Raw genomic sequence first — 15,878 nt, 5'->3', positions numbered from 1 at the left:
GATGTTGATCAGGAACGCTCGCATCGTGACGCGAGACGAAGTATTTACCGGCGTGGTGCGCATCGAAGACGGCAAGATTCATGACGTCGAACGCGGCACGACCTCGGCACGCGAAGCCGAAGACTGGGACGGCGATTATCTGCTGCCCGGTCTGATCGAGCTTCATACGGACAATCTCGAGAAGCATCTGGCGCCGCGCCCCGGCGTGCAGTGGAATACGGATGCCGCCTTCGTGATCCACGACGCGCAGGTCGCTGCGGCCGGCATCACCACGGTGTTCGACGCGCTCGCCATCGGCTCGCGCTCGAACGTCGGTCTGCGTGGCCGCGACTTGCAGACGCAGTGTGCCGAAGCCCTCACCCGCTTCTCCGAACGGCACCTGCTGCGCGCCGAGCATTTTCTGCATTTGCGCTGCGAGATCGCCACCGCCGACGTGGTCGAAGTATTCGACTCGCTCTGCCGGCATCCACTGCTGCGCCTTGCCTCGGTGATGGATCACACGCCGGGCCAGCGTCAATGGCACGACCGCGAACAATGGCGCCGCTTCCAGGAACGCAACGGCAAGCTGAGCGACGAGCATGTGACGACGGCGCTGGCCGAACTAAGCGTCGAACAGGAACGTTACGCCGACACGCACCGGCGCGAGATCGTCGCACGCTGCAAGACGCTCGGCCTGCCGGTGGCGAGCCACGACGATACGCTCGTCGAGCACGTCGAACAGGCGGCCGCCGAGGGCATCGTGCTGGCGGAATTTCCGACCACCCGCATCGCCGCCGAAGCGGCTCGCGCGCATCGCATCTCCACGATCATGGGCGCACCGAATATCGTGCGCGGCGGTTCGCACTCGGGCAACGTGTCCGCGCTCGAACTCGCCAAGGCGGATCTGCTCGACATCCTGTCGTCGGACTACGTGCCGTCGAGCCTGCTCACGGCCGTGTTCGATCTGGTGGAGAAAGCGGACTGGACGCTGCCGCGCGCCATGGCGACCGTGTCGGCCGAACCGGCGCGCACCGCCGGCTTGCTCGATCGCGGCGCGATTGCGCCGGGTCTGCGGGCCGACTTCGTGCGCGTAACGATGCTCGACACGCTGCCGGTGCCGCGCGCCACCTATCGCGAAGGGGCGCGGATCGTCTAGGCGCAGCAGGCCCGTGAGATCAGACCGATAGCGGCACGAGTTCCGGCTCGTCCGCTTCGAACCAGTCCGGATTGCGCGCGGCAATCGGCCCAAGCGACACCAGAATCTCGCGCAGATGCCGGCGCATCGCCTCTTCCGCTGCGCCGGCATCGTGCATGCGCAGTGCCGCGAGAATCTTCGCATGCTGCCGGATCAGCAGATCCAGCGGCGACACATCGGGCAGGCTCAGATAGCGCACCCGGTCCATCTGGGCCTTGATGTCCTGAATCGTTTCCCATGCCGCGGTGCAGTCGATCGCCTGCGCGATACCGTAGTGAAACGCTTCGTCGAGGGCGAGGAACGCGGCCGTGTCGTTGGATTTCGCCGCGAGTTTCTGGTCGCGCAGATTGTCGGCTAGCGTCTGGAGCTGAGCGTCGGTAATCGCCAGCGCCGCTTTGCGCACCACCGCCGTTTCGATCGCCTCGCGGATGAAGCGTCCCTCGCGCACCTTGCGCGGCGAAATCCGCTTCACCAGCGTGCCGCGCTGCGGCAGCACCTGCAGCACACCGGTCTCCACCAGCTTGATAAAGGCCTCACGTACCGGCTGCCGCGACACCTGAAACATATCCGAGACTTCCTTCTCGGAGAGCGGTGTGCCCGGCACCATCTGACCGGCAAAGATCGCCTCGCGCAAGGCACGGAAAATCTGCTTGCTGATCGGCTCGTGCGAGTCGAACGAAACGCTTTCGGTGAGATCGGGCAACGCAGCGCGCGGCTCGGCCGCCGCACTGGCGCGGCGGCGGCCACGCGGGGTCGCGAGCAATGCGTCGACAGGCACGGAGGGCGCGATAGCGCGGGAGTTCTTGATCGGCATCGGACGGAACAGCGGGAGAGTGTGGGAGACGACAGAAAGGCGCCCGAGGCAGTCGCCTCAGGCACCGCACCATACTACCATGCACGTTTCATCAAAGCCGCTGGACGGGGCTCGCGAATCCAGACCAGCGAGCAAAGCGCACCGAGGACGGCAATCGCGCCGGCCAGCACAAACGCGCTGCCGTAAGCGCCGTGCGTCGCCTGCACAATGAAGCCCGTCACCGCAGGCCCGATCACGCCTGCCAGGTTCGCCAGCAGGTGAACGAAGCCGCCCACGCCGCCGACATGTTCACGCGGCACGGTATCCTGGATCACCGCCCAATAGACCGAGCCGGTCACATACAGGAAGAAGATCGATACCGACATCAACGCGACCGCGCCCTGCGTGCTGGCAACCCGTCCGGCCAGCGCCACGCACACGGCAGCGGCGCCGAGGCATACGCCGAGCACAATCTTGCGCGACAGCAGCGGCTTGCCGGTGAGCCGCAGAATGCCGTCCGAAACGAAGCCGCCGGCAGCCAGCCCGATGCTGCCGAGCAGCCACGGGATGACCGTGGCGAAGCTCATGTCGCGCAGGCTCAGATGATGCGCTTCAGTCAGGTAGGTGGGAAACCACGACAGAAAAAAGAACAGCACGTAGTTGTAGGCGAAAAACGCACATGCGGTGGCGAGAATCACCGGCTGGCGGATGAAGTGGCCGAGGCCCAGCCGCTCGCCGTCCGCCGCGTGCGAAATGGCGTGCTCGTCGGCTTGCCCTGACTTGATGAGTTCGACCTCCTCGCGAGCAATGCGCGGATGGTCCTGCGGATGCTCCGTGGTCATGGTCACCCACAACACCAGCCACGCGAGACCCAGCAGCATGATCGCGACAAACGCCCAGCGCCAGCCGAAGCGCAATGCCATGTAGCCCACCACCGGACCGGCGATCGCGCCGCCCAAAGGCGTGCCCGAACTGATCACGCCGATCGCGCTCGCCACTTCCTTGCGCGGAAACCAGTTGTTGACCATCTTGCTGTTCGACGAACTGAACGGCCCTTCGCCCATGCCGAACAGCACCCGCAACACGATCAGCGAGACGATCCCGCCCGCCAGCGCGGTCGCGCCGCAGAAGATCGACCAGACGCCCATGGCGGCGCCGAACACGCGCTTCGCGCCGATGCGGTCGGACAGCACGCCGCCGACGAAATTGAACAACGCATAACCGATAAAAAAGCTGCTGAACACGATGCCCATTTGCGCATGCGAGAAGTGCAGGTCTTTCTGGATCAGCGGCGCGGCAATCGAAAGCGCGGAGCGGTCGAGGTAATTGATAACGCCCGCGAGGAAAAACAGTGCGACGACGAACCAGCGCTGGCTCTTGATCATGAAGTGTCTCCTACGTGTCGCCTCTTGCCGGGCGATGATTGACGGCGTGTTCGGGAACCGCGCGTTGTGAACAGCTTGCCGGGGTGCGGCGCGGCGGCAATCAGTCGAAATGCAAATGGACCTTCATCGACTGCGAACGGTCCAGCGCCACTTCGAAGGCGTGGTTAGCCTCCTCCATGGCAAACGCATGCGTCATGAGCGGGCGCAGATCGACCTTGCCCGCAGCGATTTCCTCGGCGGCAATCGCATATTCGTCGGTGAAGCGGAACGACCCCTGATAGCGGATTTCCTTCGCCATCACCAGATTGGCGGCCACCGGAGACTGCCCGGCGGGCAGATTGCCGACCTGAATCACCGTGCCGCCCGCTCGCACCGAACGCAAAGCGGTATCGAGACCCGCGGGACTACCCGATGCCTCGATCACCACGTCGAAGTGACCGCGCTGCTCGGCCCACGTGTTGATGGTTGCGCCGTCAATGGCATTGACGGTTTCGTCGGCCCCTAGCGCACGGGCCATCTTCAGCGCGGCGTCTGAAATATCCACCGCGACGAGACGATGCGCGCCGGCACGCCGCGCCACGGAGAGCAGAATGCAACCGATCGGCCCGCAGCCGACCAGCAGCACCCGCGCCCCGACCAGCGACCCCGCTCGCCGGACCGCGTGCAATGCGACCGCGAGCGGCTCGGCCATCGAGGCCTGGGCAAAGTCGACGCCGTCCGGCACCGGCACGCATTGACGCGCCGTCACGACAATGAACTGGCGGAACATGCCTTGCGTATGCGGGAACGTCGACGCGCTGCCCATGAAGCGCATGTGCAGGCAGTGGTTCGGCATGCCGCTCACGCAGAACCGGCACGCGCCGCATGCGAGCCCCGGATTCACCGCCACACGCTGGCCGATAGCGAGACCCGTTACGCCCTCGCCGATTGCATCCACTTCGCCGGCGGCTTCATGACCCAGCACGAACGGCTCGCGTACCGCGAAATCGCCGCTCTTGCCCTTGAAGTAGTACGACAGATCCGAGCCGCAGATGCCGCCCGCGCGGACCCGCACGCGTACTTGTCCTGCGCCGGGTTCGGGTGCATCGAGCGCGTCGATGCGGATCAGTTTGGGTTCGTGGAGAACGGCTGCCAGCATGGGAGACTCCAATCGGTAAGGCCGCGCGTTCAGGGTGGCGCGACTGAAGAAGAAGACGGGACGCGCAGCGACGTCGCAAGGCGTCAGGCAGACTCAAGCTCACCAGTTCCACAACGTGCCGTCTTCGAGGCGCGCCACCGGCAAATAGGCCGGATCGTAGGGATAGCGGGCGGCCAGCGCTTCGTCGATATCGACGCCGTGCCCCGGCGCCTCGCCCGGATGCATCATGCCTTGATCGAAACGCCACGCATGCGGGAACACGTCGAGCGCCTGCTCGGGAAAGCCCATGTATTCCTGCACGCCGAAGTTCGGCACCCACAGGTCGAAATGCAGGGCAGCGCCCATGCAGACCGGCGACAGATCCGACGGTCCGTGACAACCGGTGCGCACCTGGTACAGCGAAGCAAAATCCGCAATGCGCCGCAAATGGGTAATCCCGCCCGCATGCGTGAGCGTGGCGCGGATGTAGTCGATCAGTTGCTCTTCGATCAGTTGCTTGCAGTCCCAGATGCTGTTGAACACTTCGCCAACCGCAATCGGCGTCACCGTATGCTCGCGAATCAGGCGGAAGCCCGCCTGGTTCTCGGCCGGCGTCGGATCTTCCATCCAGAACAGGCGGTAGGGTTCGACGGATTTGCCGAGACGTGCCGCTTCGATCGGCGTGAGACGGTGATGCACGTCATGCAGCAGATGCGACTCGAAGCCGAACTTCTCGCGCACCGCTTCGAACAGCTTCGGCACGAAGTCGAGGTACTTTTCCGACGACCAGCTCTGCTCTTCGACCGCGCCTTTGGTAGCCGGCTCATACATGCCCTTGCCTTTCGACACGCCATACACCGAGCGCATGTTCGGCACGCCGCACTGGATGCGGATCGCCTTGTAGCCCGCTTCGAGATGTTCCGCGTAGCGATCGAGCGCTTCCGGAATATCCCGGCCCGTGGCATGCCCGTAGACCATCACGCCGTCGCGCGACGCGCCTCCCAGCAGGCGGTACAGCGGCATGCCCGTGATTTTGCCGAGGATGTCCCACAGCGCCACGTCCACGGCGGCAATCGCCGTCATTGTCACCGGACCGCGGCGCCAGTACGCGCCCTTGTACAGGTATTGCCAGATGTCCTCAATGCGGCCCGGATCGCGGCCGATCAAGGTGGGACACACGTGGTCTTTCAGATACGACGCCACTGCCAGCTCGCGGCCGTTGAGGGTCGCATCGCCGATGCCGTGGACCCCTTCGTCCGTGACGATCTTCAAGGTGACGAAATTGCGCCCTGGGCAGGTGACGATGACGTCGGCGCGAACGATCTTCATGAAGGCTTCCTTGCAGGTTCAGGGACGGCGAAGAACAGCTTGAAACGATGCTACCATACAAGTATAGCAACACGTCAAATGAGGGTTTCCCCCGTGCTTCGGACCGGGATGCCCGCGTTACCGTTCGGTTGCACCGTTTGCTTCACTCCCGGATCTCACGCTCATGACCTCGTCCGCCCTGCCTCGCCTGACTCGCCACGCCCTGCCCGCACTCGATGCGCACGTTTTGTCCACGTCATGGCGCGAACCGCGAATCGGCATCGTGCATCTCGGGATCGGCAACTTTCATCGCGCCCACCAGGCGCTGTACACCGAAGAGGCGATGCTCGCCGCAGGCGGCGAATGGGGCATCTGTGGTGTCACGCTGCAGGGCGACGTGAGCAAACGCGACGCATTGATGGCGCAGCAGGGTCTGTATAGCGTCGTCGAGCGCGGCCCCGCTGGCGAAAAGGTGACGCTCGCGCGTGCGCTGCTCGAAGTGCTGGCGATGCCGCACGACCACGACGCGTTGTTCGGACGCCTCGCCGATCCACAGGTGCGCATCGTCTCGCTGACGGTGACGGAGAAGGGCTATTGCCGCGATCCGAAGACGGGCGAGGTCGCACTGGACGACCCGCTGGTGGCGCACGATCTGGCGAATCCGCATACGCCGCGCAGCGTGCCGGGCATTCTGGCCGCCGCGTTGCGCGGGCGGCGCGCCAGTGACAACCCGTTCACCGTGCTGTCGTGCGACAACCTCGCGCATAACGGCGCCGCTTTGCGTCAGGTGGTGTGTTCGTTCGCAAGGCAACTCGATCCGTCGTTGGCGGACTGGATTGCCGACGTCGTGGCGTTTCCTTCGACGATGGTGGACCGCATCGTTCCCGCCACCACGGAGAGCGAGCGGGAGTCGGCGGCACGCGTGCTGGGCTACTACGACGCCGCGCCGGTGCCGTGCGAGCCGTTCCGGCAATGGGTGATCGAAGACCGCTTTCCGGCCGGACGCCCTGCATGGGACGCCGTCGGTGCGCAACTGGTGGACGATGTCACGCCGTTCGAACTCGCCAAGCTGCGCATGCTGAACGGCACGCATTCGACGCTTGCCTACCTGTCGATGCTGGCCGGCTTCGACACCATCGATTCGGCCATCGGCAACCCCGACATGCGGCGTCTGATCCACGCCATGATGAGCGACGAAATCGCCCCCACGTTGAGCGTGCCCAGATCATTCGACATCCTAAGCTATCGCGACGCATTGCTCGCACGCTACGCCAACCCGGCGCTCAAACATCGCTGCGCACAGATCGCGATGGACGGCAGCCAGAAAATTCCGCCGCGCCTGCTCGGCACGATCGCGGCACGCATCGACGCCGGACAGCCGTTTGCCCGGCTCGCACTGGCCGTCGCCGCATGGATGAGGTTTTTGCGCGGCCATGCCGACGACGGCACGCGCTTTGAGGTGAAAGACCCGCTCGCCGCCCGGCTGCAGACACTCGCCGCCGCCGCGCACGATGAACCGGACGCCCTCGTTGCGGCCCTGCTCGAAGTCCGCGAAGTATTCCCCGCCGAGCTGGCCGCCCAGCCGCTCTTCAGAAGCGCGCTGCGCGACGCGTTGCAGGTGTTGGGCAACGGCGCGCGCAGCGCGATCGCCGCTTACGCGGCTTGAACAAGCGGGTTCTGCTGTTTACTTCTTCAGCTCAGGCGCATTCTCCAACGCCGTCTGCAGCTTCGTCACCGCATCGGTGGTCGCGATCTGGCCTGCGAGACCGAAGTTGCGCTTGAACTCGGAGAACTCGGCGTGACCCGTACCCGTCACGTCTTCGGTCACGACTTTCTGGCCGGTCGGATCGGTCACGGTACACGTGAGCGTCACCGAGAAGTCGGTGGGCGGCCACGTCAGCAGGCTCGGCGACGACGAAGTCGTCTTGATTGTCGGTGTGATCACGTAGTCCAGATGCTGCGCCTGGATGGTCGCCGCATCCGGCGCGCTCTTCAGCTTCGTCACGTTCCTGAAGACGTGACCGAGGCTCACGTACATCGGCAGCTCGAGATCGTGATACGGACGATAACTGACCTTGTCGCCACCGCCACCCGGCGTGATGACTTCCTGGGTCGACTGCTCCTCGGTGATGACGATCGCCACGTTCTTGTCGAGCGGCTGGGTGGACAGCGCCGGCACTTTCGACTCGTCTGTGCTGAGCGAAATCTGGTGGGCGCAACCCGAGAGCACCGCGACGACGCTTGCCGCCGCAATCATGCGAATCATAGCCATGGTGTAGGTCTTCCTGTCTTGAGTATGTTGTTGTGGTTTACTGGATTGCCTGGATGAAGGCAGGATCGGCATACAGTTGACCGAGCAGGTTCTGCACGGCCGTCGGGTACTCCTGAACCGCCTTCGGCACCGCAATCGCGGCCGCGAACGACGAATCCCACTTCGCGCCCGCCGTCTTCACCTGGTCGTAGCGCACCGCGCCGGCTCGCGTCACCACGAAGCGCGCCGACACCGTAGCCTCTCCCGTGGCAATGCCGGCATCCACGTTGTTCTTCAGCAAGGTCGCTTTGACTTCGATGTCGCTTTGCGGCGCGAGGCGTCCGGCCATCGTCAGTTCGCGGGTCATCGCATCGGCCAGGTAGGGGCCAAACGAATCGCCCACCGGCGAGCGCATCAGGTTGGCTCGCACTGCCACGGGGTAAGTGTTGGACGTGCCCGCTTGAGAGTCGAACGTGCCCAGGTGCGCTTGTGCAGTCTGCGCATTTTTAAGCGCCTGCACGTTGTCGATGGAAGGGGTATACGGCGGCGCCACGACCGAGCAGGCCGTTGCGAGAAGAGTCGGCGCAAGCCAGCCGCCTACACGTATCAGAAGGTTCATAGGTCCAATGTTGTTGATTTAGTGGTGAAACTCGCACAATCCCGCGTCAATCGCAGCCACGCTTCATGCCCTCATCCTATGCAACCAGCATGACGACGCACTCGGCGGAGACCCGCGCCGGCTGGCCCGCACGGCGGCGTGTCAAGGTGATTTAACGGCGGGTCGCCGGCGAACTTTAGACGCCGGGATCAAGCGCCATCCGGTGTTTTACTGAGTACGTAATCTTTTTGACCTGATAAGCTTTGCCCGCGCTGCAGGCCGCTCCGGCCCGCAGCCTTTTAACCCTGCCCGGTCGTGAGTCGCGCCGGGCACGATCTCGCAGCGGCACAACCGCATGCGGGTGTAATACGAACCACTCCGAGGAGTAAAACAGTGAAAAAACTGCTAGCGGCTTTGACGGTTGCTCTGCTTGCCACCGTCTCGATTGGCGCACATGCGAAGGACTGGACCACGATCCGTTTCGGCGTTGACGCCAGCTATCCCCCGTTCGAATCGAAGGGTTCGGACGGCAAGCTCGTCGGTTTCGATATCGACCTCGGCAACGAAATCTGCAAGCGTCTGAATGCGAAGTGCGTCTGGGTCGAAAACGACTTCGACGGCATGATCCCGGCACTGAAGGCCAAGAAGTTCGACGGCGTGCTGTCGTCCATGTCGATGACGCCGCAACGTGCGGAACAGATCGCCTTCTCGGCGAAGCTGTTCAACACGCCGACGCGCCTCGTGACCAAGAAGGGCTCGGGGCTGCAGCCGACGGCGGCATCGCTGGCAGGCAAGTCGGTGGGCGTCGAACAGGGCACGATCCAGGAAACGTACGCGAAGACCTACTGGGAGCCGAAGGGCGCCAAGGTCGTCTCGTACCAGAACCAGGACCAGGTCTACACCGACCTGCTGTCGGGCCGTCTGGATGCCTCGCTGCAAGACGCCGTGGAAGCTGACATCGGCTTCCTGAAGACCCCGCGCGGTGCCGGCTACGAGTTTGCCGGCAAAGACATCGTCGACGAGAAGGTCCTCGGCAACGGTGCGGGCATTGGCCTGCGCAAGGAAGACACCGACCTGAAGGCCAAGATCGACAAGGCGATTGCCGACATCATCAAGGACGGCACGTACAAGAAGCTCGAGAACAAGTACTTCACGTTCGACGTGTACGGCAGCTAAGCGCGGCCGGCGCGGCTCGCCGCGCCACTGCGCTTGCACAGACGGGCTCCGCAACACGCGGAGCCCGTTTCGTTTGGCGCCCCGTCATCGCGTATGGATTCAGCGCATCGATTCACATCCGGCTGGCTTATCGGCTAAGATCGAACGATTACGCCGCGCGGCGCGAGCCACCTCGACGCTGCGGCAAGCGTCCCAGCAAGTCCACTTTTCAATCTGAAATCAACAACATAGCGCGACCCCTCGCGAGGCCGCCGCGCTTCAGACATCATGCAAACCCAAACCCATCCGCTGATTTCCCCGACACTCGGCACCGCACGCAACCTGACGAGTTTTCACTACGGTCCCGGCGGCGGGCAAAAAATCTACATCCAGTCCTCGCTGCATGCCGACGAGCTGCCCGGCATGCTGGTGTCCTGGACGCTGCGCAACAAGCTGGCTGCGCTCGAAGCCGCGGGCAAGATCAAGGGTGAGGTCGTGATCGTGCCGGTGGCGAATCCGATCGGTCTGAACCAGCATTTTCTCGGCCTTCACACGGGACGCTTCGAAACCGGCACGGCGCAGAATTTCAACCGCAACTTCCACGATCTGTCCGCCCTCGTGCAGCCGGTAATCGAAGCGCGCCTGACCGACAACATCGACCAGAACCGCAAGGCCATCCGCACGGCGATGCGCGAAGCGCTGGAGGCGATCAAACCGGAGACGGAGCTGGAATCGCAACGCCTCGCGCTGCAGAAGCTCTCGTACGACGCCGATGTCGTGCTCGACCTGCACTGCGACTGGGAAGCGGCCATGCACATCTACACCAATCCGGACCTGTGGACGGAAGTCGAACCGCTCGCGCGCTATCTGGAAGCCAAGGCCTCGCTGCTGGCGCTGAATTCGGTGGGCAATCCGTTCGACGAAATCCACAGCTTCTGCTGGTCGGATCTGCGCGGCCGTTACGGCGAGCGGTTCCCGATTCCGAACGGCTCGGTCTCGGTGACAATCGAACTGCGCGGCCAGCGCAACGTCTCGTATGAACTCGCCGAACACGACGCGCAAGGCATCATCGAATATCTGACGCATCGTGGCGTGATCGACGGCACGGCGGCGCCGATGCCCGCGCTCGAATTCGCCGCCACCCCGCTCGCCGGCGCCGAGCCGATCGTCGCGCCTATCAGCGGCGTGCTGGTGTATCGCACCGAAGTGGGCACCTGGGTCGACGCCGGTCACGAGATCGCCGATATCGTCGACCCGCTGACCGATCGCGTCGTGACACTCAAGAGCAGCGTCGCCGGCGTGCTGTATGCGCGGCATTTGACGCGCTTCGCGACCGCAGGCATCGAATTCGCCCGCATTGCCGGCGCAAAGTCCTTCCGCTCGGGATCGTTGTTGTCCAACTGATCGATGCGGACGGTAGCGATGGCGGCAGAGATGCCGCCGCCGCTACCGTCCGCTCATTTTCAAATGAGATTAAATCGACGCAAGATGATTAGTCATGCTTGCCATTATTCATCGCATCGCGCAAACGTTGTCTGCGATTCGTTATTGAATAATGGGCGTCTCACACCGCGATTTTCCCGCTTCACTTAGCACTCTATTTTTCGATAACAAACCGCATTGCAGAATCGTTATATACCTTGTTTTACGCAATAATCGTGATTCTCCAGGCTGCATAAGCGACGCGCCTGTGCACGACTTTCTTTAGGTCCGCGTTTCAGATGTCGCATTCGTACGACAGATTCTCCAAATAATCTAGCTGTCACATTCCTTTCGCCCCGCTCCCTTAAATTGCGGCCATCGCATGACCTGCCAACAGAGCCAGGCACGCGATTGCCTCTTTTAAACCGGAGAATCTCTTGAACAAGAAAGTTTTAGCCACCGCTATCCTCGCCTCCTTCGCAGGCGCCGCTCACGCGCAAAGCAGCGTCACGCTGTACGGCCTGATCGACGCGGGTGTCACGTATGTGAACCACGCCGGCACGGGCGGCAAGGACCTCGTCCAGTTCGGCGACGGCGTCGCTCAAGGCAGCCGTTGGGGCCTGCGCGGTTCCGAAGACCTCGGTGGCGGTCTGAAGGCCATCTTCAACCTGGAAAACGGCTTCAACGTCGGTACCGGCGCGCTGGGTCAAGGCAGCTCGGAATTCGGCCGCCAGGCCTATGTCGGCCTGACGCAAGACGGCGTCGGCTCGCTCACGCTCGGCCGTCAGTATTCGTTCTCGACTGACTATCTGGGCGGCTCGTATGCCAACGGCGGCCAAACCGTCGCCGGCAACTACGGCTACCACATCAACGATATCGACCAGCTCACGTCGAGCCGTATCAGCAACGCCGTCAAGTTCAACAGCGCGAACTTCTACGGCCTGACGTTCGGCGCGATGTACGGCTTCTCGAACTCGGCTGGCGCGTTCCAGGGCGCACCGACGACCGCATCGAACTCGGGTTCGTCTGCCTATAGCTTCGGCCTGAACTATGTGAACGGTCCGTTCGGCATTGGCGCTGCGTACACGGACATCCGTTTCCCGGCCTCGGCAACGCCGGCAGCCTTCACGACGACGGTGGCGGGTTCGTCGTCGACCACGGGCGCAGCTGGCGTTGTGAAGGATCTGGCTACGGCAGGCGTCGGCGCCAAGTACTCGATCGGAGCGGCTACGATGTGGGCCCTGTGGACCCACACGAACATCGAGCAGATCGTCGGCCACATGACGACGTTCAATGCGTATGAAGCAGGCGCCAAGTACGCCTTCACGCCGGCACTGACGGGCGCATTGGGCTACACGTACATGCAAGCCAAGGACCTGACCAACGGTCACTGGAACCAGGTTGACGCCAGCGTCGACTACGCACTGAGCAAGCGCACCGACGTGTACCTGCTCGGCGTGTTCCAGGACGCCAAGGGCAAGGCTTCGAACGGCGCCGCCCTGCAGTCGCAGATCGGTGTGAGCACGAGCAGCTACCTGCCGACAGCCGGTGCGGACACGCAGTTGGCCGTTCGCGTGGGCATCCGTCACAAGTTCTAAGCTGAATTCGCGTCTTCGGGAGGCTGCTGGTTTCCCGGAGCGCGAAGTGGGAAACGCCGCGAAGGGGGTTCCTTCGCGGCGTGCAAGTCATCGCATGGGCTCGTCTTCAGCAGCTTGACGACGCCGTGTGAGCGCTACCAGGCGTAGTGCACGCCGGCCATGCCGGTCAGCCGCTGGAAGTCGTTACCGCCAAAGGCCCACGCCACGTTACCCCAGGTCTGCCACCGGTGAGCAAACCGGTATTGGACGCCTGCCTTGACTTCGCCGGTACTCTTCGCGACACCATCGAGCGGGACGTTCACGCCGTCCATCGCGATTGCATTCTTGCGATTGGTGTACCACCAGTTGGCTTCAAACGACGCCTGAATGATCTTGCCGCTGTCCTTTGCAAAATCCCGGTAGAGGCGCGCTCCGAGACGCGTCACCAGGCCGCCTGAGCTATCGGCCGCCACTTGCGTCCCGTTGACCTCCGTGTGGGTGCCGGCACTGTAGTCGATATAAATCAGTTGTCCTTGCGGTTGTATCACCCAATCGTTACCGAACGGCTTCGCCGCGTAGCCTGTTTCCAGCGAACTGGTCCAACTATGTGAACTGTATCTTTCACCGGGGAGCAGATCGCCCTGCACCTGGTTGTCGAAATTGCCGTACTGGATCCAGCCGTCGACGTATGCGCCGAGCCGGCTCTTCTCATTGGCAAACCACGTCGCATAGGTTCCCACCGCGTAGCCATTGACCGTGCCGTACGCATCGTAAGGGTTACCTGCCGCGCTCGCGTTCGTGCGCATGTTGCCGTAGGCGGTCATCACACCAAGATGCAGACGGTCACCACTTTGTATGGCGGACCATTGCGCAACATCTCCCCCCGCCTGCAATACCTCGCCCTGCGTATTCACCTCCAACTGTCCGTCGGCACCCTGACTGCGCACGCTCGTTCCCGCGATGCGCGCCCATCCTGCCGCGAGTCTCGCGTTGCCGTCCGGTTTATCGTCGTCCGGGATCTGCGGATCGCCCAGCCGGTCGTACAGCGTGGTCAGGAACATCGTCTGCGCCGCGTACTGGTTGCCCAGATACACCCCCGCCTCCGGTCGCAGCAGCTTCGGCGGGACCGGCGTGGGGTTGGGTGTAGGTGTAGGCGTAGGAGTGGGGGTCGGCGGCTGCTCGGAGCGAAGATACCACTGGCCATTGTCCGGATCGCTGACACCCCCCTGGAACAACCGGTATTCATAGGGTCCCGCAACCACCCGGCCATCCAGCGTAAAGGCACCGCTGGCCGAGCGGCTCGGATCGACCACATCGACCACCTGGATGCCGTCAGCCTGCGTGACCGCCCCGTCGCCTGCTACGCGTTGAACCGTAATACGTGTTGCACCGCCCACGCCCACGGCGGTTGCATCAACCACCAGCGTATCGGTTTGCGAACTGGCGCCGCCTTCGTTCAGTACCGTGTCGATCCGGAGTTGTCCGCCGTCGGAAGTGTAGGTTCCTCCCGTCACGATCATACGGTCACCGGCGACGCCGTTAGCCATGGTGATCGTGCCGCGATTGTCGAGGTTGCCGATAACCGTAAAGATCGCATCCGGCCCGTTGGAGAGCGCCGGGAGCGCATTGCCGACACCCATCAGACCATCGTTGATCACCGTTCCGGTGACCGTGCCGTAGCCGCCGAACGCCGCCCCGGCGCTCACCGTCGTCTGACCGCCTCCGGCCAGTTCCGCGCCCGTGTGCGAAGCCTCCCCGATGGCCAGCGTGCCGGCCGTGACAGCGGTCTTGCCGCTATAAGTCTGCACCCCGTTCAATATCACCGTGCCGCTGCCGGACTGCGTCACCGATCCGGTACCGCTGATGGTTCCACCATAGATCAGGCTATCCGAACGATCAAACACCAGCGCGCCGTTGTTGGTCATGTCACCGGCGACGCTGCCGCTGGTGCCGCCGTTACCGACCTGCAGGGTGGCGCCTGCGCCGATGGTGGTACCGCCGCCGGTACCGTTGTTAGCGAGTGCACCGGCGAGTATCAACGTGCCGCTTTGCACATTCGTCGCCGCAGCCGTCGTGCCGGTAGTCGAGACCGGGCCACTCAGCGTCCAGTTCGAGCCGGACAGGGTCAGGCTGTTAAAACCGGTGAAACTGCTTCCTGTGCTACCGGTGCCCTGCAGCACGAGGGTGTTGCCGGTTCCGGATGTGACCACAGCATTGCCGTTGAGTACCGAAGCCGTTCCCAGCGTCAGCGAATTGTTACTACCGCTAATGGTAACGGCGGTGCCGCCCGTGCCGGTGATCGTGCCGGTGTTGGTTAGCGCCATCCCGCTGCTTTGCAGCTGCACCCCGACCAGGCCCGAGATGAAACCGCTATTGACGAGCGTGCCGGTGCTCGTACCACGAATCAGCACGGCGGGGGCGTTTGTGCCCGTGATGGTTCCGGCATTGCTGACTGTCAGCGGCCCGTTGTCGTTCAACAGGCCGGGACCACTGCTGGCGGTAATTGTTCCGGTCTGGCTCTGTGTGACGGAGCCCCCGGATCCCAACCGGATGCCGCCGGCGACAGCGGATATATTGCCGTCATTCGAAACGTTGGCCACCCCCGTCGCGAGGATGCCGTACTGGCTGGCGCCACTGATGCTTGCCCCTGCATGGTTGTTAACCGTTCCGCCTTTAAGCAGATAAACACCCTCGACGCTATTCGAAGCGTCCGCTGTAGAGACTATGCTGCCGAAGTTGTCGAGGCGGGCGCCACCGGACGTGGCGGAGTTCAACTGGACGACGCCAAAGCCTCCCCCGCCGCTGGTGGAGCGAATCAGCCCGGAATTGGTAAGCTGCCAGTTCTGGGTATTGTCTCCGACGATGGCACTGCCACTGGCGACGTTAATGACGCCGCCGGCCGGCGCCTGGAACGTGCTCGAGCCCGGGCTCAGAACCTGCAACTGCACGGTCGCGGTGGAGTTGGGAATGGTGACCTGCGCATGGGCAGGCGGCGTCAGCATAGTCGCCACGCATAGAGATAACGCTGTCCGCTTTGGCAACGCCCGGCGCGTTGGCCGCCGCACCCCACCTTGCCGGTTGTGAACAACCCGAGTTGC

The 15,878-nt window shown here is 63.3% G+C and carries 12 protein-coding genes; 5 read left to right on the top strand and 7 right to left on the bottom strand.

The window, feature by feature from the left end:
- The first annotated feature begins 1 nt into the window (after nucleotide 1).
- On the top strand, nucleotides 2-1,135 hold the full coding sequence (locus tag P3T42_RS09545; RefSeq protein WP_429305847.1) for an alpha-D-ribose 1-methylphosphonate 5-triphosphate diphosphatase: 1,134 nt from the start codon (nucleotides 2-4) through the stop codon (nucleotides 1,133-1,135).
- A 19-nt stretch (nucleotides 1,136-1,154) separates the two neighbouring features.
- Here P3T42_RS09545 and P3T42_RS09540 read toward each other — a convergent pair whose 3' ends face one another.
- The 4 genes from P3T42_RS09540 to manD all read right to left on the bottom strand — a co-directional run bounded on the left by P3T42_RS09540 (nucleotide 1,155) and on the right by manD (nucleotide 5,798).
- Complete coding sequence (locus tag P3T42_RS09540) at nucleotides 1,155-1,988, bottom strand: GntR family transcriptional regulator (protein WP_074294608.1); 834 nt, start codon at nucleotides 1,986-1,988, stop codon at nucleotides 1,155-1,157.
- Between the two features lie 74 nt (nucleotides 1,989-2,062).
- The gene (locus tag P3T42_RS09535; protein WP_429305846.1) at nucleotides 2,063-3,352 is read right to left on the bottom strand and encodes an MFS transporter; all 1,290 of its coding nucleotides are present in this window, start codon (nucleotides 3,350-3,352) and stop codon (nucleotides 2,063-2,065) included.
- A 100-nt stretch (nucleotides 3,353-3,452) separates the two neighbouring features.
- The gene (locus tag P3T42_RS09530; protein ID WP_429305845.1) at nucleotides 3,453-4,490 is read right to left on the bottom strand and encodes an L-idonate 5-dehydrogenase; all 1,038 of its coding nucleotides are present in this window, start codon (nucleotides 4,488-4,490) and stop codon (nucleotides 3,453-3,455) included.
- Between the two features lie 99 nt (nucleotides 4,491-4,589).
- Nucleotides 4,590-5,798, bottom strand: a complete 1,209-nt coding sequence (gene manD / locus P3T42_RS09525) for a D-mannonate dehydratase ManD (protein WP_074294605.1) — start codon at nucleotides 5,796-5,798, stop codon at nucleotides 4,590-4,592.
- Between the two features lie 163 nt (nucleotides 5,799-5,961).
- Between manD and P3T42_RS09520 the strand changes: the two genes are divergently transcribed.
- Nucleotides 5,962-7,443: a mannitol dehydrogenase family protein gene (locus P3T42_RS09520; RefSeq protein ID WP_429305844.1), complete on the top strand. Its 1,482-nt coding sequence runs from the start codon at nucleotides 5,962-5,964 to the stop codon at nucleotides 7,441-7,443.
- A gap of 18 nt (nucleotides 7,444-7,461) precedes the next feature.
- Here the strand turns inward: P3T42_RS09520 and P3T42_RS09515 are convergent, their stop codons facing one another.
- A complete protein-coding gene (locus P3T42_RS09515; protein ID WP_429305843.1) occupies nucleotides 7,462-8,049 on the bottom strand; it encodes a hypothetical protein in 588 nt (195 codons plus the stop codon).
- Nucleotides 8,050-8,086: 37 nt separating this feature from the next.
- Complete coding sequence (locus P3T42_RS09510) at nucleotides 8,087-8,647, bottom strand: hypothetical protein (protein WP_074294602.1); 561 nt, start codon at nucleotides 8,645-8,647, stop codon at nucleotides 8,087-8,089.
- A 372-nt stretch (nucleotides 8,648-9,019) separates the two neighbouring features.
- Between P3T42_RS09510 and P3T42_RS09505 the strand changes: the two genes are divergently transcribed.
- The 3 genes from P3T42_RS09505 to P3T42_RS09495 all read left to right on the top strand — a co-directional run bounded on the left by P3T42_RS09505 (nucleotide 9,020) and on the right by P3T42_RS09495 (nucleotide 12,801).
- Nucleotides 9,020-9,802, top strand: coding sequence for an ABC transporter substrate-binding protein (locus tag P3T42_RS09505; protein ID WP_074294601.1), 783 nt, complete (start codon nucleotides 9,020-9,022; stop codon nucleotides 9,800-9,802).
- A 267-nt stretch (nucleotides 9,803-10,069) separates the two neighbouring features.
- On the top strand, nucleotides 10,070-11,185 hold the full coding sequence (locus P3T42_RS09500) for a succinylglutamate desuccinylase/aspartoacylase family protein (RefSeq protein ID WP_429305842.1): 1,116 nt from the start codon (nucleotides 10,070-10,072) through the stop codon (nucleotides 11,183-11,185).
- A gap of 455 nt (nucleotides 11,186-11,640) precedes the next feature.
- On the top strand, nucleotides 11,641-12,801 hold the full coding sequence (locus tag P3T42_RS09495) for a porin (RefSeq protein ID WP_074294599.1): 1,161 nt from the start codon (nucleotides 11,641-11,643) through the stop codon (nucleotides 12,799-12,801).
- A gap of 134 nt (nucleotides 12,802-12,935) precedes the next feature.
- On the opposite strand, the gene P3T42_RS09490 is transcribed toward P3T42_RS09495, so the two are convergent.
- On the bottom strand, nucleotides 12,936-15,782 hold the full coding sequence (locus P3T42_RS09490; protein ID WP_429305841.1) for an autotransporter outer membrane beta-barrel domain-containing protein: 2,847 nt from the start codon (nucleotides 15,780-15,782) through the stop codon (nucleotides 12,936-12,938).
- Nucleotides 15,783-15,878 lie beyond the last annotated feature (96 nt).

This window comes from Paraburkholderia sp. GAS38, assembly GCF_050434965.1.
In the GTDB taxonomy this organism is placed as follows: domain Bacteria; phylum Pseudomonadota; class Gammaproteobacteria; order Burkholderiales; family Burkholderiaceae; genus Paraburkholderia; species Paraburkholderia phenazinium_A.
This window is presented reverse-complemented; position numbering and strand designations above follow the sequence as displayed.